General features: G+C 34.3%; 20 protein-coding genes, 1 pseudogene and 2 other annotated features. Of the genes and pseudogenes, 17 read left to right on the top strand and 4 right to left on the bottom strand.

The features are described from left to right. Positions 1 to 31: 31 nt before the first annotated feature. A complete protein-coding gene (locus tag DN410_RS04780; protein WP_149175565.1) occupies positions 32 to 223 on the bottom strand; it encodes a DNA mismatch repair protein MutT in 192 nt (63 codons plus the stop codon). Positions 224 to 850: 627 nt separating this feature from the next. Between DN410_RS04780 and entFM the strand changes: the two genes are divergently transcribed. Beyond that, a complete protein-coding gene (gene entFM, locus DN410_RS04775; RefSeq protein WP_149175564.1) occupies positions 851 to 2,137 on the top strand; it encodes an enterotoxin EntFM in 1,287 nt (428 codons plus the stop codon). A gap of 98 nt (positions 2,138 to 2,235) precedes the next feature. On the opposite strand, the gene DN410_RS04770 is transcribed toward entFM, so the two are convergent. Continuing rightward, positions 2,236 to 3,000 carry an alpha/beta fold hydrolase gene (locus tag DN410_RS04770; protein ID WP_001194292.1) on the bottom strand — a complete coding sequence of 255 codons (765 nt, stop codon included), beginning with the start codon at positions 2,998 to 3,000 and terminating at the stop codon, positions 2,236 to 2,238. 240 nt (positions 3,001 to 3,240) lie between these two features. Between DN410_RS04770 and DN410_RS04765 the strand changes: the two genes are divergently transcribed. The 3 genes from DN410_RS04765 (at position 3,241) to hitS (ending at position 6,837) form a co-directional block, all read left to right on the top strand. Then, on the top strand, positions 3,241 to 5,001 hold the full coding sequence (locus DN410_RS04765) for an ABC transporter ATP-binding protein (protein WP_149175563.1): 1,761 nt from the start codon (positions 3,241 to 3,243) through the stop codon (positions 4,999 to 5,001). An 88-nt stretch (positions 5,002 to 5,089) separates the two neighbouring features. Then, complete coding sequence (gene hitR, locus DN410_RS04760) at positions 5,090 to 5,767, top strand: envelope stress response regulator transcription factor HitR (RefSeq protein ID WP_218947463.1); 678 nt, start codon at positions 5,090 to 5,092, stop codon at positions 5,765 to 5,767. Then, entirely contained in the window at positions 5,764 to 6,837 is a 1,074-nt protein-coding gene (hitS, locus tag DN410_RS04755) for an envelope stress sensor histidine kinase HitS (RefSeq protein ID WP_149175562.1), read from the top strand. The genes hitR and hitS overlap by 4 nt, the downstream gene beginning before the upstream one ends. Positions 6,838 to 6,861: 24 nt before the next feature. Here the strand turns inward: hitS and DN410_RS04750 are convergent, their stop codons facing one another. Continuing rightward, entirely contained in the window at positions 6,862 to 7,449 is a 588-nt protein-coding gene (locus tag DN410_RS04750; protein ID WP_149175561.1) for a DUF3139 domain-containing protein, read from the bottom strand. Positions 7,450 to 7,637: 188 nt separating this feature from the next. On the opposite strand from DN410_RS04750, the gene DN410_RS04745 reads away from it, so the two are divergent. The 5 genes from DN410_RS04745 to DN410_RS04725 all read left to right on the top strand — a co-directional run bounded on the left by DN410_RS04745 (position 7,638) and on the right by DN410_RS04725 (position 11,536). After that, positions 7,638 to 8,357 carry a 3-ketoacyl-ACP reductase gene (locus DN410_RS04745; protein WP_059303920.1) on the top strand — a complete coding sequence of 240 codons (720 nt, stop codon included), beginning with the start codon at positions 7,638 to 7,640 and terminating at the stop codon, positions 8,355 to 8,357. A gap of 147 nt (positions 8,358 to 8,504) precedes the next feature. After that, complete coding sequence (locus DN410_RS04740; RefSeq protein WP_149175560.1) at positions 8,505 to 9,176, top strand: O-methyltransferase; 672 nt, start codon at positions 8,505 to 8,507, stop codon at positions 9,174 to 9,176. 133 nt (positions 9,177 to 9,309) lie between these two features. Further along, positions 9,310 to 10,182: an aminoglycoside 6-adenylyltransferase gene (locus DN410_RS04735; protein ID WP_149175559.1), complete on the top strand. Its 873-nt coding sequence runs from the start codon at positions 9,310 to 9,312 to the stop codon at positions 10,180 to 10,182. 117 nt (positions 10,183 to 10,299) lie between these two features. Then, a complete protein-coding gene (locus DN410_RS04730; RefSeq protein ID WP_149175558.1) occupies positions 10,300 to 11,127 on the top strand; it encodes a peptidoglycan-N-acetylglucosamine deacetylase in 828 nt (275 codons plus the stop codon). 70 nt (positions 11,128 to 11,197) lie between these two features. Beyond that, positions 11,198 to 11,536: an SdpI family protein gene (locus tag DN410_RS04725; protein WP_304519877.1), complete on the top strand. Its 339-nt coding sequence runs from the start codon at positions 11,198 to 11,200 to the stop codon at positions 11,534 to 11,536. A gap of 52 nt (positions 11,537 to 11,588) precedes the next feature. Here the strand turns inward: DN410_RS04725 and DN410_RS04720 are convergent, their stop codons facing one another. Then, positions 11,589 to 12,197: an NUDIX hydrolase gene (locus DN410_RS04720; protein ID WP_149175556.1), complete on the bottom strand. Its 609-nt coding sequence runs from the start codon at positions 12,195 to 12,197 to the stop codon at positions 11,589 to 11,591. Between the two features lie 82 nt (positions 12,198 to 12,279). Here DN410_RS04720 and DN410_RS04715 point away from each other — a divergent pair, with 82 nt between their 5' ends. The 8 genes and pseudogenes from DN410_RS04715 to DN410_RS28715 form a co-directional block, all read left to right on the top strand. Then, on the top strand, positions 12,280 to 12,918 hold the full coding sequence (locus tag DN410_RS04715; protein ID WP_149175555.1) for a pyridoxamine 5'-phosphate oxidase family protein: 639 nt from the start codon (positions 12,280 to 12,282) through the stop codon (positions 12,916 to 12,918). A gap of 236 nt (positions 12,919 to 13,154) precedes the next feature. After that, positions 13,155 to 13,388 (top strand) — a binding site (T-box leader). A gap of 117 nt (positions 13,389 to 13,505) precedes the next feature. Then, positions 13,506 to 13,739, top strand: a binding site (T-box leader). Positions 13,740 to 13,893: 154 nt separating this feature from the next. Then, positions 13,894 to 15,189, top strand: a complete 1,296-nt coding sequence (locus DN410_RS04710) for a homoserine dehydrogenase (RefSeq protein WP_149175554.1) — start codon at positions 13,894 to 13,896, stop codon at positions 15,187 to 15,189. Next, positions 15,182 to 16,240 carry a threonine synthase gene (gene thrC, locus DN410_RS04705; protein WP_149175553.1) on the top strand — a complete coding sequence of 353 codons (1,059 nt, stop codon included), beginning with the start codon at positions 15,182 to 15,184 and terminating at the stop codon, positions 16,238 to 16,240. Before DN410_RS04710 ends, thrC begins: the two co-directional genes overlap by 8 nt. Next, on the top strand, positions 16,237 to 17,130 hold the full coding sequence (gene thrB, locus DN410_RS04700; protein WP_149175552.1) for a homoserine kinase: 894 nt from the start codon (positions 16,237 to 16,239) through the stop codon (positions 17,128 to 17,130). The genes thrC and thrB overlap by 4 nt, the downstream gene beginning before the upstream one ends. 116 nt (positions 17,131 to 17,246) lie before the next feature. Beyond that, positions 17,247 to 17,456: a DUF6366 family protein gene (locus DN410_RS04695; RefSeq protein WP_149175551.1), complete on the top strand. Its 210-nt coding sequence runs from the start codon at positions 17,247 to 17,249 to the stop codon at positions 17,454 to 17,456. Positions 17,457 to 17,676: 220 nt separating this feature from the next. Continuing rightward, entirely contained in the window at positions 17,677 to 19,974 is a 2,298-nt protein-coding gene (locus DN410_RS04690) for a glycoside hydrolase (protein ID WP_149175550.1), read from the top strand. 201 nt (positions 19,975 to 20,175) lie between these two features. Next, positions 20,176 to 21,177, top strand: coding sequence for an LCP family protein (locus DN410_RS04685; RefSeq protein ID WP_149175549.1), 1,002 nt, complete (start codon positions 20,176 to 20,178; stop codon positions 21,175 to 21,177). A 92-nt stretch (positions 21,178 to 21,269) separates the two neighbouring features. Next, a pseudogene (locus tag DN410_RS28715) lies at positions 21,270 to 21,374 on the top strand (sensor histidine kinase); the annotation flags it as partial. Positions 21,375 to 21,466 lie beyond the last annotated feature (92 nt).

Here is a 21,466-nt window from a genome sequence, read left to right as displayed (position 1 = left end):
AGGTGAACAGGAATATAACCCGTTCACCTTTTTATACGTAATAAGGATCTTTTTGTTCTGCATTTTTCATCTGATTTTTTAATTTGTTTTTAAGCGTTTCAATAGTTGATATTTTTTGTAAAGTTATAAATGAAGCGAATTGAATAACAGCATAGTACAGTTCTATATTTTTATTTATAGGGTCATCTATTATATTTTTCACAAATGCACCTCCCCTTTTTATTCAAATAAGAATTTCATTAAAAAAATCAATCTGCTAAAATTTCATTTTATTTAGATATATAATACTAGAATTATCCTGAAAATTCCATAGTTAGAAAAAGAGAGCAGTTGGTAGGTATGTGTTTTTGTTAAAATAGAAATGAGATTTTGTGAACTAAATCTTACAATTCGTCAAATTATTTCAAAATTGTAGATAGTATAGGGAATTAGTTTTCTAAAAATATTATACTATTGATAAATAAAGTCTTTTTTGTCATGATAAGAATACACTTCATGTAAACAACTTTATAAGGAAACACATACTTTGTTTTGTATTAGATTACTAGAATTTTTTGTAGTGGATAGAAAATAGAAATTCTATATTAAGATATTAAATGAAATGTCGAATTTTAATGAGATACATAAGAAATTTGAAAAAAAACGTTGCAAAAACAGTATGTTTAATGGTAAAGTTCACATGAAGTTCACACGGAATTCACTTCATTCATTTAAAATGAACTACGTGTGAAAAATAAAACTCTTGTTAAAAAATGGAACTTGATGAATATTTTACTTTGATAATATTGTAAAGTATTAAGTTTATAAGTTTTTTTAAGAGGATAGTAGGGAAAGGAAGTAAAGACAACTTATGAAAAAAGTAATTGCAGGTTTAGCAGCAGCTTCAGTAGCAGGTGTTGCAGTTCCAGGTATGGATTCTGCTCATGCACAAGTTTCAAACGAGGCGCTAAAAGAAATTAATGGACAAACTCAAACACAAACTCAAACGACTGTAACTGAAACAAAAACGGTAGAAACAAAAACGGATTTAAAATACACAGTAACTGCTGATGTATTAAATGTTCGTTCAGGTGCTGGTACAGGACATAACGTTATTTCTAAAGTGAAATCGGGTCAAGTACTACAAGTAATTGGACAAGAAAATGGTTGGTTCAAAGTTAATGTAAACGGTCAAACTGGTTATGTAAGTGGTGACTTCGTAACGACTGGTGGCAAAACAGGAACTACTGTTCAACAAGGAACAGGTACTTACACAGTAAACGTTTCTTCACTTAACGTACGTACAGGCCCAAGTACATCTCATACAGTATTAGGTTCTGTAAATAAAGGTAAAACAGTACAAGTTGTAGGTGAAGTACAAGATTGGTTTAAAATCAACTTCAATGGTGGAACTGGATACGTAAGCAAAGACTTCGTAACAAAAGGCGGTTCTGCTGTATCTAACCAAACACAACAACCAACTACAAACAACAATACTACTACAGTTCAAACTGGTGGTTCTTATGTTGTTAACACTGGTGCTTTAAAAGTACGTACAGGCCCAGCTACATACAACGCTGTAATCGGTGGCGTAACAAACGGTACAGTATTAAACGTTACTGGCGCTGAAAATGGTTGGTACAAAATTAACCATAACGGCCGCACAGGTTACGTAAGTGCAGACTTCGTTAAGTTTGTAAAAGGCGGAGTAAACAACGTTACAAATAACAATAACGTTACAAATAACGTTCAACAACCAGGTAAAGACGTACAAAAACCAACAACAGGTGGAGATACATCTTCAATCGCTGGATTCGCTAGATCATTAAATGGTTCACCATACAGAACTGCTGGTACAACACCTGCTGGTTTTGACTGCAGTGGATTCATTCACTACGTATTAAATCAAACTGGTCATAAAGGCGCTCGTCAAACAGTTGCTGGATACTGGAGCTCTAAAACAAAAACTAGCAATCCACAACCAGGTGATTTAGTATACTTCCAAAATACTTATAAATCAGGTCCTTCTCACATGGGTGTTTACTTAGGAAACGGTCAGTTCATTAGTGCAGAAACTGATGCAACTGGTGTACGTATTAGTTCAGTAAGCAACTCTTACTGGAGCAAGCACCTATTAGGTTACACAAAAGCATACTAAGAAAAAGTAGTTTATATACTTTTCGTATAGAGAAAAGGCTTTCCAGGGAAACTTGGGAAGCCTTTTTATAGTTGAATAAATCGGGAATGTAGTAGTTTTTACTGTAACTTCCCATTTAAAAATCGAGCGTATAGGTCATGAAAGTAGTTGGGACGGAATAAGTTTGCTGCATGTCCTGCTAACGGTATTTCTTTATATAGAACGTTAGGGAGAATAGACTTTAAATCAAAAAGACAAGATTTATAGAGATGATCATGTTCGCCCATTACCCATAGAATAGGGTGGGGAAGTGATTTTAATTTAGATTTTAAATCGAATTCTAAACGGTGTCGTAATGATTGGGCAATAATTGACGAGTGTAATTGCAATCCGAAACGGTAATAAATATTTCTTGAAATGACTGCGAACGGATTTGCCTTTAGTATGCCGCTTGGAAAAATGGTATTTGCGTATTGAGAGAGCCATTTAGAGTAATCGTCTCCTCGCTTCTCCCAAAACTTTTGAAATACGTTATATAAAAGGGAAGGGTTATTATAATGTCCACCAATATGACAAATGCTCAAAACTTTTTCTGGGTGCATTTGTGCAAAAATAGTAGAGATATAACAGCCGTAGCTTAAAGCGCAAATATGAGCTTTTTGAATGCCTTCTTTTTCGTATAAATTCAATAATTGATCAACGAGACGCTGTAATGAAAATTCGATAGCTTCTCCTTTATCATCGCCGTGACCTAATAAGTCATAAGTAATAATGTTGTAAGAGGCGGAAAATCGTTTATGCTCTTTTTTGAAAGCGCGACGATTGCCGACTAAACCATGAATAAAAATAATTGTTTCCTTTTCGGAATGTATATTTGTTTGCAAAAAGGATACTCCTTTCAATAACGGGAGATTTATATAGTATTGTAAATTAGTTATCTATAATTCACATAGAACAATATTAAGTACCAGGTAATAATATCAGATGTTTATATCTGTTGTAAAGATGAGTTTTTATGTATATTTTGTAAAAACAGAAAAAGTGTGTTTACATTCAGTTTACATTTGTATTGTATTCTATTTTTAGAAAGAACAGTTTTGTTTAGCGCGAGGAGATGAAAAGGAATGGAAGTTAGAAATGAAGTAAAGAAAAAAGGGAATTGGAGGCAGTTTTTACGCCTTATTCAAGATACAAACCCTCCGAAAGGGATTCTTGTTTTTGCATTATTAATGAGTTTACTTTCTACGGGAGCGAGTTTATTTATTCCGATGTTAACAAAAGGATTAGTAGATAATTTTTCGCTTTCTTCAATTAGTACAGGGCAAATTGTTGGGTTAGTCGTATTCTTTATTATGCAAACCATTGCTGCAGGATTGTCTATATATTTATTAAATTATATTGGACAGAAGATTGTAGCTGGACTAAGAGAACGTTTATGGAAAAAGGTTCTTGTTTTACCGGTATCTTATTATGATCAAAATAGAACAGGTGATACGATTAGTCGTATGACAAATGATACAGGTGTTGTGAAAACATTAATTTCTGAGCACTTGTCAAACTTATTAACAGGCGGTATTTCCATTGTTGGATCATTAATTGTATTATTTGTTTTAGATTGGAAAATGACAGCTTTACTTTTAACGGTTATTCCGTTGTCTGTACTAATTTTAGTACCACTTGGACGAAAAATGTATAAGATTTCAAAAGCACTTCAAGATGAAACAGCATCTTTTACAAGTGTGTTAACGCAAGTACTATCGGAAATTCGTTTAGTGAAATCTTCAAATACAGAAAAAAGAGAATATGAAACAGGTAATACAGGAATACAAAAGTTATTGCAATTTGGTTTAAAAGAAGGAAAAGTGCAAGCGTTAATTTCACCAGTTATGTCGTTTGTTTTAATGGCATTACTTGTTATCATCGTAGGCTATGGTGGAATGCGAGTTTCTAGTGGTGCATTAACAACGGGTGAACTTGTAGCGTTTATTTTATATTTAGTTCAAATTATTATGCCGATGAGCCAATTATCTATGTTCTTTACACAATTCCAAAAGGCAATTGGTGCAACGGAAAGAATTAATACGATATTAGAATATGAAGTAGAAGACCATGAAACTGGTGTGAAAGTTACAAATGCTAAACAACCAATTGTTCTTGAAAATGTACATTTCGAGTATAACGAAGAAGAGCAAGTCTTAAAAAATATTGATTTCACAATTGAATCAGGAAAAGTAACAGCGATTGTAGGGCCAAGTGGTAGCGGGAAAACGACGTTATTCTCACTATTAGAACGTTTTTATGAGCCGACTAGCGGTGTCATTAAATTAGGGAAAGACTCGATTACGAACTATTCATTACAGTCATGGCGACGTCAAATTGGTTACGTTTCACAAGATAGTCCATTAATTGATGGAACGATTCGTGATAACATTTGTTACGGTGTTGAGGGTGAAGTGACGGATGAAGAAATTGAAACAGTAGCAGCGATGGCATATGTTGATGCATTTATTCATGATTTACCAAACGGATATGCAACAGAAGTTGGAGAACGTGGTGTGAAGCTTTCCGGAGGACAAAGACAGCGAATTGCCATTGCCCGAGCATTACTTCGAAATCCACAAATTCTTATGTTAGATGAGGCAACTTCAAGTTTAGATAGTAAATCAGAGTCTGTCGTTCAAAAGGCATTAAATAACTTAATGAAAGGCAGAACAACGTTAGTTATTGCACATAGGCTTTCTACAGTTGTAGATGCAGATAAAATTATCTTTATTGAAAAAGGGAATCTTACAGGAAGTGGTACGCACGATGAATTATTACGTACACATGACATGTATCGTGAGTTTGCAACGCAACAATTGAAAATTAAAGAGGGCGCATTATAAAATGAATAATCAGTGGGGTTTGTACTCCGCTGATTATTCATTTTTAAAAGTTTTATTAAGGATGCTAATTAGAAAGGAGATGGTTCCTTTGATACCTAAAATTTTAATAGTAGACGATGATCCGCATATTAGAGAACTCGTTTCTGTATTTTTAGAGCGAGAAGGTTTTCAAACATATGAGGCAATTGATGGATTAGATGCTCTTCGGAAAATAGACGAAGTGAAAGTTGATATGGTTATTCTTGATATCATGATGCCGAATATGGATGGATTTAATGTATGTTTTGAATTAAGAAAATACTATGATATCCCGATTCTTATGCTAACTGCCAAAGGGGAAACATCTCAAAAAGTAAAAGGTTTTCATCTTGGAACAGATGATTATCTCGTAAAACCATTTGACCCTATAGAACTAGTAGTGAGAGTAAAGGCGTTACTGAAACGTTACCAAATTACAGTATCGCAATCGATTCAAGTTGGAAATGTATTATTAAATCGGAAAACATTTGAAGTTACAGCTGGAGAACAAACGGTTACGTTACCGCTAAAAGAATTTGAATTGCTCTTTACATTAGGATCTAAAGCAGGAAGAACTTGTTCGAGAGAGCAATTAATAGAAGACGTATGGGGATATGATTTTGAAGGGAATGAACGTACATTAGACGTTCATATTAATCGGTTACGTGAGAAGTTTCAAGAAGAGAAGTCAAAGTTTAGTATTAAAACGATAAGAGGACTAGGTTATCGCTTAGAGGTAAGCAAATGAGAAAAAGAGAACGAATGAGTAAATTCAAGATGTTGAAAGTAACGGGAGCGGTAATAGCGCTCTTTTCTTTTCTCACTATCATTTGGTCTACCGCATTTTATGTAGCATCTAGTATATTAGATGCCCTTAAAATAAACGTATCGCCGTTTGTTACTTTTTTAATTAGTGATATGGTTGGCTTTGTATTTATTGTTCTTATTTGGATATTGATCGGAGTATTAATGAGACCGAAGCGAGAGGCAATGATTTGGACTATTATTGAACCGATACAAAAAATTGCAAAAGGAGACTTCTCCGTAAAAATACGAAATGAAGAAAAGTATGATGGAGAAATTGGTGTACTCGTAAAAAGTATAAATGATATGACAGATGAATTGAATGCGATGGAGAAAATGAGACAAGAATTTGTATCGAATGTTTCTCATGAAATACAGTCACCATTAACTTCTATAAAAGGGTTTGCTAGAGCACTACAAGACGATAATCTTTCCGAGGAAAAAAGAAAGCATTATCTTACCATTATTGAAACGGAAACGACGAGATTATCTAAACTAAGTCAAAATTTACTGAAGCTAACTCTTTTAGAATCAGAAGAGTATACACCTGAAAAAGTGAACTATCGATTAGATCAACAATTGAAGCAAATTGTGTTAAATAGTGAACCGCTTTGGGATGAAAAAGAAATTGAATTAGACCTTGATTTAGAAAAAGTGCATATAACTGCCGATCAAGAAAGTATGAGTCAAGTGTGGATTAATTTAATTCATAATAGTATTAAATTTACTCCAAGTGGTGGCACGATTACAATCCAGTTAAAAGAATACGAGACATTAGTGGAAGTGCGTATTCGTGATTCGGGAATTGGGATATCAGAAGAACAGAAACAACATATTTTTGAGCGTTTTTATAAAGCGGATTCTTCACGAAATCGTGCTTATGGAGGAAGTGGCTTAGGTTTAGCTATCGTAAAAAAGGTACTCGATCTTCACCAAGGAGAAATAAAAGTCGAGAGTGAGGAAGGGAATGGGACGGAATTTATTGTTTGTATTCCGAATTATGAAGAGGAATAGTGTTAGAAGGGAATCCTTCTAACACTATTTCTCTTTAAAAATACATTTCCCATTACTGCAACTATATTGATAAGCATTTCCTTCGTTATTCATACGGTATGAGTAGTCTGATTCTGTATCTTTCTTAAAGTCAATATATGCTTCTGCACCATTTTTATCATCATCGATATCAACGAATTGAACATGGCGTATAGAATAATCTTTCTTTTCACTTAAACCTCTTTCCTGCAAGTTTGTATGAATCCCTTTTATTAATTGATCGAACAGTGACCAATTTAAATTAAGATGCTCAAATGATTCAGTATGTCTTCCTAAAATGCCATTGTCTTGTATTATTTTTTGATTATCATCGTATTTATAAGAGTATGTAAAATAGGGTTCGTCTTTATATACAACAGATGCATAATAGCCGATATTATAAAGGGGAGTATATTTCCCGGTGATACTTTGTATCTCTTCTTGTTTATACCCTTTTATAGTATGAAGGTAATCACTGGTATCTTTTTCTATAACTTTATAGTTTAGAGGATTACCAAATATAAAGTATATCCCAAAAAATATGATGCATAGTCCAGCTACAGCTAGTGATAAGAACCATTTTTTTCTTTTCATATTCATACACTCTCCTACGATAGATTTATGTTTATTTTACATGAATGATGTTAAAACATGTGAGATTATAAAAAATATAGTTACCTACAAGTAACCTACGCACATGAAAGTGCATCATTGCCTTTTTACATAAACATAGATACAATTTTAATATAATACATAAATGAGATGATTAAGGAGTGTTATACTTGGCAGAATTATTACAAGGCAAAAATGCTTTAATTACAGGAGCAGGTAGAGGGATTGGTCGTGCTGTAGCGATCGCATTAGCAAAAGAAGGCGTAAATGTAGGTCTATTAGCTCGTTCAGAAGAAAACTTAAAAGCTGTAGCGAAAGAAGTAGAAGCGGAAGGCGTAAAAGCTGTTATTGCGACTGCTGATGTATCTTCATATGAAGAAGTGACGACTGCAATTGAGACATTAAAAAACGGTTTAGGATCTATCGATATTTTAATTAATAACGCTGGTATTTCTAAATTCGGTAAGTTTTTAGAATTAGACGTTGCTGATTGGGAAAAAATCATTCAAGTAAACTTAATGGGTGTATACTATGCAACTCGTGCAGCTTTACCGGGCATGATTGAACAACAATCTGGTGATATCATTAACATTTCATCTACAGCAGGACAAAAAGGTGCACCTGTAACAAGTGCATATAGTGCTTCTAAATTTGGTGTCCTTGGCTTAACAGAATCGTTAGCGATGGAAGTTCGCAAACATAACATTCGTGTAACAGCTTTAACTCCAAGTACAGTAGCAACTGATATGGCTGTAGATTTAGGATTAACTGATGGAAACCCAGATAAAGTAATGCAAGCAGAAGATATTGCAGAGTTTATCGTAGCGCAGCTGAAATTAAATAAACGTACATTTATTAAATCAGCAGGACTTTGGTCTACTAATCCATAGGAATTAAATTTATATTTAAAAGAAGGGATATCTATTCTGTAAGGGGTAGATATCCCTTCTTTATATTTGTGTATGAAACAGAATTTTCGGTATAATCAAAAGTGAATGGTAGAAAAGCATTGAGAAATTGAAGGGGATGGTATTTTCATGAGTATGATCGAGAAGTGGACGGCTGTTGATCAATATATGAGTGATGTATTAATACCGAGAGATTCTACATTAGAAGAAGTTCTTCAACAAAATGCTGCAGCTAATTTACCAGCACATGATGTATCACCGACGCAAGGGAAGTTTTTACAATTATTAGTACAAATTCAAGGAGCTCGAAATATTTTAGAGATTGGTACTCTAGGTGGGTATAGTACGATATGGCTTGCAAGGGCATTGCCATCTGGAGGCCGGATTGTTACATTGGAAGCGAGTGAAAAACATGCTGAAATTGCACGTAGCAATATTGAGCGTGCTAATTTGAATGATAGAATTGAAGTGCGAACAGGATTAGCTTTAGATTCTTTGCAACAAATCGAGAATGAGAAGTATGAACCATTTGATTTTATCTTTATAGATGCTGATAAACAAAATAACCCTGCTTATTTTGAATGGGCACTGGAACTATCACGCCCTGGGACTGTAATTATTGGAGATAACGTAGTGCGTGAAGGAGAAGTTATTGACAGTACTAGTAACGATCCTCGGGTACAAGGGATACGCCGTTTCTATGAATTAATAGCAACTGAACCACGTGTAAGTGCTACGGCGCTTCAAACTGTCGGAAGTAAAGGGTATGATGGATTTATAATGGCAGTCGTAAAAGAGTGATGTGAGGAGGTAAAAGGGATGAAAAAGAAATTTCAAAAATTATAACATGTATTGTGTAAGACACAGTTAGCTCGTGGACCTCCAACATACATAAAAATAAAAGTTTATATAAAAAATTGGAGGTTAGGAATAGATGAGAACTGAAAAAGAAATGCTAGACTTAATTATTAATACAGCAAAAGAGGATGAAAGAATTCGTACTGTCATCATGAATGGATCACGTGTAAATCCAAATGTGAAAAAAGATTGTTTTCAAGACTACGATATTATGTATATTGTAAAAGATATACGCTCTTTTACGTCTAATCATAATTGGATTCGTAGATTTGGAGAAATAATGATTGTACAAATGCCGGAAGAAATGTCATTAGTTCCAGCAGACGAAGACGGGAAATTTCCGTATTTAATGCAGTTCATGGATGGGAATCGAATCGATTTAACGTTAGTTCCGGTTGATTTGATACAAACATTCGTTGGGCAAGATAGTTTAAGTAAACTACTTCTTGATAAAGATGATTGTATGGATGAATTTCCGCCGGCAAGCGATAAGGATTACTTAATAAAAAAGCCTACAGAAAAAGAGTTTTTAGATTGCTGTAATGAGTTTTGGTGGTGTAGTACAAATGTGGCAAAAGGATTATGGAGAGAGGAACTTTCTTATGTGAAAGGGATGCTTGATGGCCCAGTGCGAGATATGTTAATCGTAATGCTAGAATGGCATATTGGTATGAAAACAGACTTTACAGTTAATACAGGGAAGTTTGGGAAGCATTTCGAACAGTATTTTGAAAAAGATATGTGGGAGCAATTTAAAAGGACATTTTCTAATGCAGAATATGAAAACATATGGGAGTCATTCTTTGTCATGGGTGATTTATTTAGGGAAGTGGCGAACGAAATCGCTAACACATATGAATATCAATATCCGCAAGGTGATGATGACAAAGTAACGAGTTATTTAAAACATGTGAAAGATTTGCCGAAAGATAGTACATCGATTTATTAATAATATTAAGCAGTAAGACTGTCCGGATTACGGACAGTCTTATTTTTGTTTATGAATAGGAATTTCTCTGACAAAGTGCAGAGGAATCACATATGAAATTTTAGGGAGGTTTTTATCATGTATTATTTTTATTCGCCAGAAATGTTCGTTCCATTTCAATGGGGGTTAGAGCGGAATGTTTCGTATGCCTATGTGCCATATAACTCATTTTATTATGCAGACTATATAAGCTCATTGCCATACGTATATATCCCTCAAAATTATAAAGTACAAATGGAAGCAGATGAGCGTGGGTCGTGGACACCATTTTCATGGGTCGAAAAATATGCGTATGCATTTTCAGGACCGTACAATAAAGCGGAAGTCGCTCTTACATTTGATGATGGACCAGATTTAGTATTTACGCCAAAAATTTTAGATAAGTTAAAACACCATAATGTGAAAGCGACTTTTTTCTTGCTTGGTGAAAATGCAGAAAAGTTTCCTAATGTAGTAAAGCGCATTGCAAATGAAGGGCATGTAATTGGTAATCATACGTACAGTCATCCGAATTTAGCGAAAGTAAATGAGGCCGAGTACCGTAATCAAATTATAAAAACGGAAGAAATATTAAAACGTTTAGCCGGCTATGCTCCTAAATTTATACGTCCACCGTATGGTGAAATACTTGAAAATCAATTGAATTGGGCAACTGAGCAAAATTTTATGATTGTACAGTGGAGTGTTGATACAGTTGATTGGAAAGGTGTAAGTGCCGATACGATTACAAATAATGTGTTAGGGAATTCATTTCCAGGTAGTGTCATACTGCAGCATTCAACTCCAGGTGGGCATTTACAAGGATCTGTAGAGGCACTAGACAAAATCATTCCGCAGTTAAAAACGAAAGGGGCACGTTTTGTAACACTTCCAAGCATGTTTCAGACATCGAAAGAAAGAAACTGAATGTGTTATAAATTGGAAAAAATAGGGTTGTATCGTATGATGAGGGTGTAAGTTAGGGGGGATATAATTGATCTATGCATTCGTAAACATAGGAATGAGCATATTGATTGGTGTTATATTTATACTTGCTGCACTTATTCTTCAAAAAAATCCACCAACGGATATTAACGCAGCATATGGTTACCGTACGAAACGATCTATGAAAAATAAGGAACTATGGGATGCGGGTAATAGGTATAGTGCAGAAGTGATAAAACAAAATGGTTTCATCATGATGTTAATCGGAAGTGTTATTAGTATACTGTTTAGATATCCTCATACAACAGCAGTGATTATGGCGGTCATGGTATTGTTAATCATTCACTTATTTATACGAGTAGAGAAGGAATTAAAGACACTTGAACAATGATGATAAGTAAAATAGGACTCTCAGTCAATGATAGATAGGAGTCCTATTATATTTACAAACTATTATTTTTTAGTAGTTCTTTTCCTTGTTCAACAACAAATTCATAGTACGCAATATCATATGGATAAATATCTTCAAATGTTATCGTTATCGGATTATTGTTTAAAACAGAAATAGCTGTAAAAGATGAAATCTCTCTTTTTAATAGTTGCAGAAAAGAAGTTGCATGTACTTTCATCACATCATCTACTTCTTCACCTGGTGCGAATGGAAGTGTATTGATGACGTTGTGAAAATACATATGACAAAACTCGCGATCCGTAAGATTTGAAATTTCATAATCTATTGTAAAGATTCCTTTGTATGCTAAATCAGTCATTTGAAAGGAAAGCCCTAATTCTTCTTCAATTTCACGAAGACCACCAATTTTTACATCTTCATCATGCATAATATGTCCAGCTGAAGTAATATCCCATATACTTGGAGCTTCTTTTTTATTTTTAGAGCGTAATTGGAAATATAAGAACATATCTTCACCATCTTTTTCTACAAACCAACAATGAAATGTTTCGTGCCAATCACCATCACGGTGCACTTCATCACGTAATTTCTTCCCAAGTGTATTTCTTTCAGAATCAAATATCGTTAACCACTCTTTCATTTTAATTCCCCTTTCTGCAAATTTTATTATACAATAATTGTATTGAATTTTGGGAAAATAAAGAAAAAAGGAGTGATTATAAGTGGGGGTAGAAAGTAAAGAAATAAAGTCGATTATTGCAACAGAGGAAGAATTACGAGGTATATTGGGGCAACCAAGTGAACGAGCGTTAAAAAAAGTTATTTCATCATTAGACCATCATTGCATAGATTTTCTGTCCAAATCTCCTTTTCTAGTATTATCTACTGCAAATAAATTAGGAGATTGTGATGCTTCGCCGAGAGGAGATGCGCCTGGATTTGTATACGTATTAAATAATAATAAAATTATCATTCCAGAAAGACCAGGCAATCGTCGTATAGACTCCATTTTAAATATTATTTCCAATCCACGTGTAGGATTAATCTTTTTTATCCCAGGTCTTGGGGAGACACTCAGAATAAATGGTCGAGCGTATATAACAAACGACGAAGAAATTTTGCAAGAAATGCAGGCAAATGGACGCAATCCGCTACTTGGAATTGTTGTTGAAATAGAAGAGTGTTATATTCATTGTGCAAAAGCTTTTATTCGTTCTAAAATGTGGAATCCAGAATCTTGGTTAAATAAAATAGAGTTACCTTCAGCAACAAAAATGTTATTGGAGCATGCGAAAGTGAATGCTTCAGAAGAAGATGTTGCACGTTCTTTAGAAGAAAGTTATAGGGAAAGATTGTATTAAAAAATTATTTTTTAAATATAGTGTTGAAGTATGAAATTCTAAACGTTTTAGAGTGAGGCTGTAATATGAATATTGTTAGTTTGTATGTGATGAATAGATATGTAAGAGTAGAAATCTGTATTAGATAATTTGTTATTTTAAAATATAATAATTCATACTTTTAAAAATAGTGAAGAAAAATAGGCTTGCTTTTTAAAAATTTCATAACTATAATAAATTAACAAATAGACATGAACGAAAAAGTAACGATAAGGACATGAAATCATTTTTACGGTTTACAGAGAGGGAAGTCAAGGGTGTGAGCTTCCTAACACGAGAAATGGTTTTACCACCTTTGAACTTCAATAGTGAACGAGTAATCTAGTAATTATTGACGGTATCAGCCGTTATCTGAACTTGAGCAATCTAGGAGGAAATACGTCTCTAGATTGGAACAAGGGTGGAACCACGAAAACACATTCGTCCCTTTCCTAGGGATGAGTGTGTTTTTTTATGGATTTACAGATTGAAAATTTAAAATAATTAAAAAAATAGTATTGATTTTGTTTTTTATGCGAGTATAATGAGTTAACAAATAAACATGAACGAAAAAAGTAACGATAAGGACACGAAATCATTTTTACGGTTTGCAGAGAGGGAAGTCAAGGGTGTGAGCTTCCTAACACGAGAAATGATTTTACCACCTTTGAACTTCAATAGTGAACGAGTAATCTAGTAATTATTGACGGTATCAGCCGTTATCTGAACTTGAGCAATCTAGGAGGAAATATGTCTCTAGGTTGGAACAAGGGTGGAACCACGAAGACACATTCGTCCCTTTCCTAGGGATGAGTGTGTTTTTTTATTACTTTGAAGGGAGGTGCTGTAACATGAAACGATTTGTATGTACGGAAATAACCACCACCTGCATGATTAAAAAGCAGAGCAAGGTGATTGATGGGGATAAATAATAAAATTGTAGGAGGAGATTAGAAGATGAATAACGTTATTAATGTTGGGGTGTTAGGATTAGGTACGGTCGGAAGTGGTGTTGTCCATATTTTGAAAGAACATTATAAAAAAATTGCACTTGATACAGGGTATGAAGTGAAGGTAAAGACAGTCGTTGTACGTGATTTAGAAAAAGAACGTGATGTTTGCATCGATGGAATCGTAGTAACAAGTCATGTCGATGAAGTTCTAAATGATTCAAATATTGATATTGTAGTAGAGGTAATGGGCGGAATTGAAGAAGCAAAACAGCATATTGTTAAGGCTTTACGAAATAAGAAACATGTTGTAACAGCAAATAAAGATTTAATGGCTGTATACGGTGCAGAGCTTCTCAAATTAGCGAACGAAAATAATTGTGATCTATGTTATGAAGCAAGTGTAGCGGGCGGTATTCCAGTGTTAAGAGGATTAACAGACGGATTAGCCTCAGATCAAATTGAAAAAATAATGGGAATTGTAAATGGAACAACAAATTACATGTTAACAAAGATGAGTCAAAATGGATGGTCGTATGAAGAGGCTTTACAAGAGGCGCAAAAATTAGGATTTGCAGAATCAGATCCGACAGCAGATGTAGATGGACTAGATGCGGCGAGAAAGGTAGCCATTCTTGCAAACTTAGGTTTTTCGATGAATGTTTCTTTAGATGATGTGCAAGTAAGAGGGATTCGAAAGGTTGAAAAAGAAGATTTACAAATGGCTGAAAAGTTAGGGTTTACTATGAAATTAATTGGGAAAGCGGAGAAACAAGGACCAGCCATTCATTTAAGTGTAGAACCGACGCTTTTACCAAGTCATCATCCATTATCGAATGTAAATAATGAATTTAATGCAGTATATGTTCATGGTCAAGCGGTAGGAGAAGTAATGTTTTATGGACCTGGAGCTGGAAAGTTGCCAACTGGTTCTGCTGTAGTAAGTGATATTATTTCAATCGTTAAAAATATGAATCAAGTTCCGAAAAATAAAAGTGCATTAAAAGAACCAGTGCCGTATGAATTACAAGGAGATGAAGAAGTCGTTTCGAAATATTTCTTACGTATTTCATTACGAGATGAACCTGGGATGTTACAAAAGATAACAGAATGTTTCGTTAATTACTCTGTAAGTTTAAAAGAAGTTATACAATTACCTTTAAATCGCGAACTTGCAGAAGTCGTTGTTGTGACACATCAAACTTCAAAGTATCAATTCGAACGAGTGTTAGGAGCGATAGAAGATGTCGCAAGTGAAATAAACAGTTACTACATTATTGAGGAGGAAAAACAATATGTATAAGGGATTATTAAAACAATATGCTTCTTATTTACCGGTGAATGAAAATACACCTGATGTGAGCTTAATGGAAGGGAATACACCTCTTATTCCATTATTAAATATATCAAAACAATTAGGGATTCAGTTATACGGGAAGTATGAAGGAGCGAATCCGACAGGCTCTTTTAAAGATCGTGGTATGGTAATGGCCGTTGCTAAGGCGAAAGAAGAAGGTTCGGAGGCAATCATTTGTGCATCAACAGGTAATACATCAGCATCGGCTGCAGCATATGCGGCACGCCTCGGAATGAAATGCATTATTGTAATCCCAGAAGGAAAGATTGCGCATGGAAAATTAGCACAAGCGGTCGCTTATGGAGCGGAAATTATTTCAATAGAAGGGAATTTCGATGATGCACTAAAGGCTGTAAGAAATATTGCTGCAGAAGAGCCAATCACATTAGTTAACTCGGTAAATCCTTATCGAATTGAAGGGCAAAAAACAGCAGCGTTTGAAATTTGTGATCAGTTGCAAAGCGCGCCAGATGTTTTAGCGATCCCTGTTGGGAATGCAGGAAATATTACAGCGTACTGGAAAGGCTTCTGTGAATATGAGAAAGAAAAAGGCTATAAGAAGCCAAGAATTCACGGATTTGAAGCGGAAGGAGCAGCTGCTATTGTTAAAGGACACGTCATTGAAGAACCTGAAACAATTGCAACAGCGATTCGCATCGGTAACCCAGCAAGTTGGTCGTATGCAGTAGAGGCTGCTGAGCAATCTCACGGGGAAATAGATATGGTATCAGATGAGGAAATATTACATGCATATAGATTATTAGCAAAATCGGAAGGGGTTTTCGCTGAGCCAGGATCCAATGCTTCATTAGCGGGTGTAATTAAACATGTTCAATCTGGAAAAATCAAAAAAGGAGAAACAGTTGTTGCAGTTTTAACTGGAAATGGTTTGAAAGATCCTGATATCGCTATTTCTTCTAATAAATTAGACATTGCAAACGTTTCAAATAATATAGAACAAATTAAAGAGCATATAAAAGGGGTGATTATGTCGTGATACCATTAAGCGTTCGTGTTCCTGCTAGTACAGCGAATGTTGGACCTGGATTTGATTCAGTAGGAATAGCATTATCATTATATTTAGAGGTCATTGTAAAGGGGACAGCTGATAAATGGCAAGTCATCCATTCATTTGAAGATTCAATTCCGACAGACGACAAAAATTTAATTGTTAGTACGGCATGTAAAGTGTGTCCTTCTTTGTCACCATATATAATAGAAGTTACTAGCAATATTCCGCTAACAAGAGGTTTAGGAAGTAGTGCATCAGCGATTGTAGCGGGAATAGAGCTTGCGAATCAACTAGGCAATTTGAACTTAACAACTGATCAAAAAGTTCAAATTGCTACAAATTTTGAAGGACATCCTGATAATGTTGCTGCTTCTATATTAGGAGGAACTGTAATCGGAGCACTTGATGGAAAGAATGTTTCGATTGTAAGAATTGAAAGTAAGGAATTAGGCGTAATTTCTCTTATTCCAAATGAAGAGCTAAATACAGATGAAAGCCGATCTGTATTACCAGATGTATTCCCGTTTCATGAAGCTGTTAAGGCTAGTGCGATAAGTAATGTATTAGTAGCTGCCTTATGTCAAAAGAAATGGGAAGTTGTAGGGGAAATGATGGAGAGGGATCATTTTCACGAGCCGTATCGTTTAGAACTTGTACCGTTATTACCATCTATTCGTAAATGTGCAAAAGAATTCGGTGCATACGGCACAGCGCTTAGCGGGGCAGGACCATCCATTTTTATATTAACGCCGTATGAGAAACGTCAAGAAATTGCTGAGCAATTAGCAAGAGTATTTTCAGCTATGAAAGTATGTGAGCTTGAAATCGATCATACAGGGATTACTGTAAATAAGGAAGACCATATTGAATTATAAAGAGAGCTAGCATCGCTAGCTCTCTTTATGTTGTAAATGTTTTTTGAATAGGCATATAAAATGAAAAATAATATTGTATAATTTAGTAAATAGTTCATTATTTTGGAGGTGATTATATGAGTAAAGAGTCACCAGAAGAAAAAAGAGAACGCATAAGGCAAAGTGAATTGAACAATAACCCTACCGGTACTTTACAGGATGGGCTCAATAGAGCGGAATCAGGTAGCCCTGTCGATATGACAGGTGGTATGAATTGGAGAAGTACAGGGGTAATCATTTTAGTGCTACTTTTAGGCTACATTATATACACGTATTTCTTCGGCTAAGGAATGCTTGTTAAAACTTTGATTTATTTCGTTTCATAATTTGTGAGAATGAAAAAACGCGGTTATTGTATTACATATACTTTAAGCGGAAGCAGGCTTTAGTTGTTCATATACACTTGTTTTTAATACACGCAATAGAGCTAGCGTATGTTAGCTCTATTATTTTTTGCCATATTCCTGTAACAAAGCACCTGTATATTCAGTGGTGGAGGTGCAGAAGATGGAAAAAATGATAGCGATATGTCTTCTTACAACGATGTCATTTTCGACTTTAGTCGGGTGTGATATAAAAGGTAGTAATGCTGTACAAGAGTCTAAAATAAAGAAAGCGACGTATAAAGATTTTACGTACGATGTAAATCCAGAGACGTTCACGTTAACTGTAGAACATGATGGTGTAAAAGAACAGGCGTCACAACCCCTGCCGAAAATGAAAGTATCGAATGTGAAAAAAGAAAAGAATCGCACATCTTGGGAATATCCAGATGAAAAAGTAAAGGTGAGTTTAGAAAAGAAAAAAGACCACTTAAGTATTGAAGTGGAATCGACCGGTGCAGAAAGTTTCACATGGCCAAAAATACAAGCTGAAAATTATACACTCCCGTTATGGGAAGGGAAGCAAATTCCGAGTAATGATGAGAATTGGAAGAAGTTTTTAAAGGATGATGCATATTCATTTGCTGAATCATTTTCTATGAAGTTTTTCGCGTTAAATGGTTTGAAATATTCAATTGTATATATTGCGAACAATATGTTTAATAATGAGGTGAAATTTCATTCGGATCCGAAAATCGGGTTTGATTTTACACATGAATTCCCGAGTATAAATAAAAATAAAACATATGGTTTTCAATTATATGTGACAAACAATGATGCGGTAAGTATTGCTAAACTGTATAAGGATAACATTGTTAGAACAGGTGAATTTAAAACATTACAAGAAAAGGCTAGAAAAAATAAAGAGATTGAAAAACTTTATGGTGCAGCTCATTTTTATTTTTGGAATCAAAATGGTTTGTCTGACAGTAACGTAAATTGGCCAAAAATAAGAGAGCAAATAAATAGTCCTCTATTTAGTCATATAAAAGAGCTCATTCAAAAGAATAGTTCGGAGCCTGGAGAACTGAATGTATTTGAGCAAGTAAGTAAACAAGATTTCATTGATAAGTATCAAAAAAATGTTATTTCGCGTTATGTAAACGAAGTATTATCAATGAAGGAATTGTATAAAGAGGATATTTTTCCGAAGATTGACCAAAAGGCTAGTGAGTTATTAAAAAAAGGTGTAGATCACTTATCGAAGGCGGAACTGTATAGCTTAAATAAGCATTTATTAAAGTCAGTACTCGGTGATTCAGTAGAAGATGTAAGTAAATGGGGAACCTCAGATGGAACGGATATTATAAATGAAATGAAAGAAGCAGGAATAGACAAAGCGTGGATTGGCTTACCGAACTGGGAACAAGGGTTTATGCAACCTAATTTTGTTACAGAGGCGAAGGATGCGGGATATTTAGTTGGTCCGTATGATTCTTATCATTCTATTCACGAAAAAGGTGATAAAAATTGGAATACTGCTTCCTTTACTGATCCATCGTTATATGAAGGGGGTACTGTAACGAAGAAAAATGGAGAAAAAGTACAAGGGTTTCTAGGGAGAGGTCGAAAATTAAATCCGACTTTATCGCTGCCTAGTGTAAAAGAACGAATGAACGATATATTGCAAAATGGTCCTAAATATAATTCGTGGTTTATAGATTGTGATGCGACGGGCGAAATTTACGATGACTATTCGGCAAAACATATAACGACACAACAACAAGATTTAAAAGCAAGGTTACAACGAATGGATTATATTGCGCATGAAAAAGGGATGGTAGTTGGATCAGAGGGTGGAAATGATTTTGCAAGTAGTACGATTGCGTTTGCTCATGGAATTGAAACGCCTGTAATTAAATGGGACGATGAAGATATGAGAAAAAATAAAACGAGTCCGTATTATGTCGGAGGATATTGGTCGCCAAATCAAAATGTTCCAGAAAAATATGCGAAGCAAGTGCCGTTAAAAGACGAGTATAAACAAGTGTATTTAAATCCAGTTTATTCAGTACCACTATATAAATTAGTATACAACGATTCGGTAATTACAACGCATCACTGGGAATGGGGGAGTTTGAAAGTAAAAGATGAAGTAGAAAATCGTATGCTATATGAATTATTATATAATGTTCCTCCGTTGTATCATGTAGATGAAGTAGAATGGAATAAGCATAAAAAAGAAATTAAACAGCATTTGAAAGTTTGGAGTGAAGTTCATAAAAAGGCAGTGAAAGAAGAAATGACGAATTTTGCATATTTGTCAGAGGATAAATTAGTACAATCTGCTTCATATGGAAAAGATATTAAAATCATTGTGAATTTCTCTAACGATGATGTGGAAATAGAAAAAACGAAAGTTAAAGCAAAATCAGCGTTAATTATTAATAATGGGGAGAAAATCCTGTATAAACCAAATTAATAAAATTAATTTATATAAATTTAATGTTTTTATATAAATAGTCTCTTGCCAAAAATAAGCACAAGAGTATAATGTGAAATGGAATACATTTTGAATTCATGAAGTAACCTTACAAAATTGTAAGGTAATTGAAAGGAAATTCAATATGAAGATTAATAGACTTACATTATACTAGGGAAAGAGAAAGAGAGGCGAATGGATATGAGCTCTGAATTAGAACAAAATACGAGAAGTAATAAAAAACGTTCTAAAAGAAAGTCAATAAAATGGTTCATTATAATTCCATTTTTCTTACTTGTTTTTGGAGGAGTAGGATATGGATCGTTAATATATAACAAAGCAAAAGCAGTTGTAAGTGATGCGTATGCAAAAATTGATAAATCATCAAAACGTGATAAAGAAGTTGAGCCTTTAAAAGATAACATCTCAATTTTAATTATGGGTGTGGACGGTAGTGAAATGCGAAAAAGTCAATACGGTGAAGCTGTTCGAACAGATGCACTTTTATTAGCGACAATTAATAAAGATGATAAATCTGTTAAATTAGTTAGTATTCCGCGTGATTCACGTGTGTATATTCCGTCTAGAAAAAAATTAGATAAAATTACTCATGCACACGTATTTGGTGGTGTGGAAAGTACACGAGATACTGTGGAAAGATTTTTAAATGTGCCAGTTGATTATTATGTGAAGTTTAACTTTGAGTCATTTGTTCAAATTGTAGATTCACTTGGTGGCATTGATATTGATGTACCGGTTACTTTCACAGAGCAAGATAGTAAAGACCAGGCAGGTATGATCCATTTAGAAAAAGGCTTCCAGCACTTAGATGGAGAACAAGCACTTGCACTTGCAAGAACGCGTAAAATAGATAGTGATGCAATGCGTGGACAAAGACAACAACTTGTAATAGAAGCAATTGCCAAAAAAGCGATGTCTGTCCAATCAATTAGCAAAATGGGCTCTTTACTTGATGCGGTTGATAAAAATATGAAAACGAATTTAACATTCGATGATATGCTTGCTATTACGAAAAATATGGCAGGATCTAATTTGGAAATGGAAAAAATGCAAATAGAAGGTACGGATAAACGTATCGGCGGTATTTATTATTACATCCCAAATGAAAAAAATGTGAAAGACATTTCAAATAAGTTGAATCAGCATTTAGGTGTAACACCAAAACCAGTTCGAAATGAATAGTAAAAAAAAGATTGGCTCCGCCAATCTTTTTTTATGGGAATGTATTTGTAACTTTTCTATAACGGTTTTTTATTTTAGAAAAATAATAGTTAAATCATTTTAATTTATATAAACAAAAGGTGCAATTGTACGATATACTAGAGAAGACAATTTGGAAATTGACTCCTAAAGAGGAAAAAAGGAAAATCCATTTCATCATTGTAAATAAAGAAGAAATAGGAACAATAATTTTGATAAAACTCCCATTATAATACATATGTAGTCTATTTATATAGTGAAAATAAAGTAA

Origin of the sequence: Bacillus sp. SH5-2 (genome assembly GCF_008368905.1) — a bacterium.
Taxonomy (GTDB): domain Bacteria; phylum Bacillota; class Bacilli; order Bacillales; family Bacillaceae_G; genus Bacillus_A; species Bacillus_A luti.
The sequence above is the reverse complement of the archived record's forward strand: the minus strand, read 5'-3'. Positions and strand labels throughout refer to the sequence as shown.

What these genes read in the sequence shown, in the direction of transcription:
- entFM (WP_149175564.1), top strand. Translation starts at nt 851, where the DNA reads ATGAAAAAAGTAATTGCAGGTTTAGCAGCAGCTTCAGTAGCAGGTGTT.
- DN410_RS04765 (WP_149175563.1), top strand. Translation starts at nt 3,241, where the DNA reads ATGGAAGTTAGAAATGAAGTAAAGAAAAAAGGGAATTGGAGGCAGTTT.
- hitS (WP_149175562.1), top strand. Translation starts at nt 5,764, where the DNA reads ATGAGAAAAAGAGAACGAATGAGTAAATTCAAGATGTTGAAAGTAACG.
- DN410_RS04750 (WP_149175561.1), bottom strand. Translation starts at nt 7,449, where the DNA reads ATGAAAAGAAAAAAATGGTTCTTATCACTAGCTGTAGCTGGACTATGC.
- DN410_RS04740 (WP_149175560.1), top strand. Translation starts at nt 8,505, where the DNA reads ATGAGTATGATCGAGAAGTGGACGGCTGTTGATCAATATATGAGTGAT.
- DN410_RS04735 (WP_149175559.1), top strand. Translation starts at nt 9,310, where the DNA reads ATGAGAACTGAAAAAGAAATGCTAGACTTAATTATTAATACAGCAAAA.
- DN410_RS04730 (WP_149175558.1), top strand. Translation starts at nt 10,300, where the DNA reads ATGTATTATTTTTATTCGCCAGAAATGTTCGTTCCATTTCAATGGGGG.
- DN410_RS04720 (WP_149175556.1), bottom strand. Translation starts at nt 12,197, where the DNA reads ATGAAAGAGTGGTTAACGATATTTGATTCTGAAAGAAATACACTTGGG.
- DN410_RS04710 (WP_149175554.1), top strand. Translation starts at nt 13,894, where the DNA reads ATGAATAACGTTATTAATGTTGGGGTGTTAGGATTAGGTACGGTCGGA.
- thrC (WP_149175553.1), top strand. Translation starts at nt 15,182, where the DNA reads ATGTATAAGGGATTATTAAAACAATATGCTTCTTATTTACCGGTGAAT.
- DN410_RS04695 (WP_149175551.1), top strand. Translation starts at nt 17,247, where the DNA reads ATGAGTAAAGAGTCACCAGAAGAAAAAAGAGAACGCATAAGGCAAAGT.
- DN410_RS04690 (WP_149175550.1), top strand. Translation starts at nt 17,677, where the DNA reads ATGGAAAAAATGATAGCGATATGTCTTCTTACAACGATGTCATTTTCG.
- DN410_RS04685 (WP_149175549.1), top strand. Translation starts at nt 20,176, where the DNA reads ATGAGCTCTGAATTAGAACAAAATACGAGAAGTAATAAAAAACGTTCT.